Origin of the sequence: Rhodopseudomonas sp. (assembly GCF_013377015.1) — a bacterium.
GTDB lineage: Bacteria > Pseudomonadota > Alphaproteobacteria > Rhizobiales > Xanthobacteraceae > JARJEH01.
In genome coordinates this window covers 1-2,315 of sequence record NZ_JACABA010000017.1, presented here as the reverse complement: position 1 = coordinate 2,315, position 2,315 = coordinate 1, and the positions used below count along the sequence as shown (strand labels likewise).

The following is a 2,315-nucleotide window of genomic DNA, read 5'->3' as shown; positions in this document are numbered from 1 at the left end:
TCAACCTAAAAACCGTAGTTGCCCGATTCTGTTTGCATAATTCCGAGCAAGCGGAGGGTTTTTGGCGGGCCGATTCCGGCGATGATCTGCTTGAGATGATCGCAAACGCGCTGCCAGACGGTCGGAGGATTCAACTGCTCCGCAGCTTGGGCAACCCAACCCTGAAGCATGACGGAGACGCGCATCAGCATTGCCCGTGCTTTATCGAAATGGGCATGCAAACCAGTCAGCGTGATCGTCGTTTGTCCGGCGTGCTCCGTCCGGCGGCCTACGGACGACATCAACCACGGTCGACTGGTGACTGCCTCGCGCCGGGCATCGGGATGGGCCAGACGAACGAACAGGCTCCACCAGTTGTAGGCCAATGCCACGCCGCGAGCGGCGAGTTGGCAGCGGTGCAGGTCGTGCGTGGTAAAGCCGCCCCAGCCCCACTGGTTCTTGAGTTCGTCAAAGGCGTTCTCGGCGTCAGCCCGGTCACGATAAAGCTGGCCGAGGCTGAGCACCTCGTAATTGGTGTTGCTCACGAGAACCGCGTACTCGTAGCCGGTGATGCCTTTACCCGTTTTGCGGTCGGCTTCAACGAAGGCAAACTGCTGCTGACTGTCGTCGGCATCATCGCCAGTGACGGCGATTTCGCCCATCAGCGGCCGGCGCAATACGACGACACGGCGCTTTTGCCGCCAGCCCGTCAGCGCCAATTCGCCATCCAGACCTTCCCACCCTTGGCCGGCATCCGTCCAGCCCGATTGGCGAAACAGACTGCCGATGTGGCGCTTGACGTTCTTCGACAGCTTAAGCTTGAACAGATACGGCTGCTCGCGCTCCTCCAGTGCCGTCATCAACGGATCGTTGCCGAAGGCATTGTCACCGCGCACCAGGCGAGGCTTCCTCTGCGGCGGCAGGGCGTCGAGAATCTTCAGCAGGCCCGGTTGAGCATGCTTGGCCGTGTGCTCGTTGCCGGCGCGAACTTCCACGCCCAACACTTGGCGCAGCCCTGCCATCAGATAGGTGTGATAGGCGTGCGACGGCCGTCCAGGCTTCTTCGGGTTGTAGCCGATCATGGCCCCTTCCTGGTGGCCGTAGAGCGGCTTGATGGTCGTGTCGGTATCGAGTATCCAGGCGGCATCGAGCAGCGGTGCCACACTGTCGGTCAGGTGCGTATCCAGCCAGGCGGTGCCCTCTGCCTCCGGAATGCGCTTGAGCGCATTCCGCAAGGCATCTTCGGAGATGACCTTGCGCATCCCGAGCAGCCCAGGATTGATGCCGTCACAGCGGATCGTCGTTACATGCGAATAGCGCCGGTGCCCGGCCAGCATCGAGAGCAGCCAGGTGCCCAGTACCTCAGCTCTCGAAGGCGCGTTCGGACTTGTGTAGTTCAACGGACAGCTTTCCAGCCAGCGCGACCACAGTCCCGTCAGGTTGAGAAACTCGATGAAGTAGGCCAGTTGCCCCATCGGCGTCGCCGCGCTCTCCGTCTCCCAGCGCACCTGAACTCGCCCAGTCATCGTCTGCACTCCGGCACACGACAACAGCATTTCCTCGCGCGCTGCCAGCTTCATTTTCGACTCACCCATCAGGTGACTCCTTCCAACTTCTCGGAAACCGCAGCCTGCCTTATTTCACGCCACTTTGCACGTGGCCAATTCAGGTTTTTAGGTTCAAGCAACATCGTGGGTGTCGAACTTTGCCAGATGGCACAGGCAAAGCGCCTCTGCCTCTATCATCACGAACCGGCCTACGACGACCTCCAGATCGCGCAGGTGCTGGCGGAAACCCGTCGCTTCGAAGAGATCTCGCGAACAGGGCCGGCGCTCGAAGTTATCTCGGCCTGGGATGGCCTGGAAGTGGAACTGTGAAGCGCCATCAGTCGCCTTAGCGACCGGCGTTCAGGCGTGTGCTGCCTCCGCCTTCGGGCACTCCGGCGCACACAGCGCTGGCGTTCCGCACAACTTGATCAGCGCGCAAACATGCGGGCTGCAGTTTTCGACCGTGACGCCGCTGCGTTCGTTCATGAGGAGCATCAGACCAAGGCCCGAGGAATCAACCTCAGTCACCCTGGACAGGTCGAGGCGACTTACGCCTTCGTTGGCGACCCATTGCAGGGGACGCCGCCCGGACATCGACAGCGTGCCTGTCAGTTGCGCCCTGCCGCCTTGCGGGGCAGACACCGTCACGCTGCCGGCCGTGCCATCGAGGATCGCCCGCAACGCGGGACGCCCGGCCTCCTTGACCTTGATGCCGAAATGAATGCCGTCGCGGGCGGATGTAACTTCCCCGGTAAGTGTCAGCACCCTGTCGTCCTTTGACGCCGCGAC

The 2,315-nt window shown here is 61.7% G+C and carries 3 protein-coding genes; 1 reads left to right on the top strand and 2 read right to left on the bottom strand.

Features of this window, described 5'->3' with window-relative positions; all coding sequences use genetic code 11:
- Positions 1–5: 5 nt before the first annotated feature.
- On the bottom strand, positions 6–1,574 hold the full coding sequence (locus HXX15_RS22995) for a transposase (protein WP_296519232.1): 1,569 nt from the start codon (positions 1,572–1,574) through the stop codon (positions 6–8).
- A 117-nt stretch (positions 1,575–1,691) separates the two neighbouring features.
- On the opposite strand from HXX15_RS22995, the gene HXX15_RS22990 reads away from it, so the two are divergent.
- On the top strand, positions 1,692–1,856 hold the full coding sequence (locus HXX15_RS22990) for a hypothetical protein (RefSeq protein ID WP_296519231.1): 165 nt from the start codon (positions 1,692–1,694) through the stop codon (positions 1,854–1,856).
- A 30-nt stretch (positions 1,857–1,886) separates the two neighbouring features.
- Here the strand turns inward: HXX15_RS22990 and HXX15_RS22985 are convergent.
- The coding region (locus tag HXX15_RS22985) for a hypothetical protein (RefSeq protein ID WP_296519230.1) at positions 1,887–2,315 on the bottom strand (429 nt) is incomplete at its 5' end.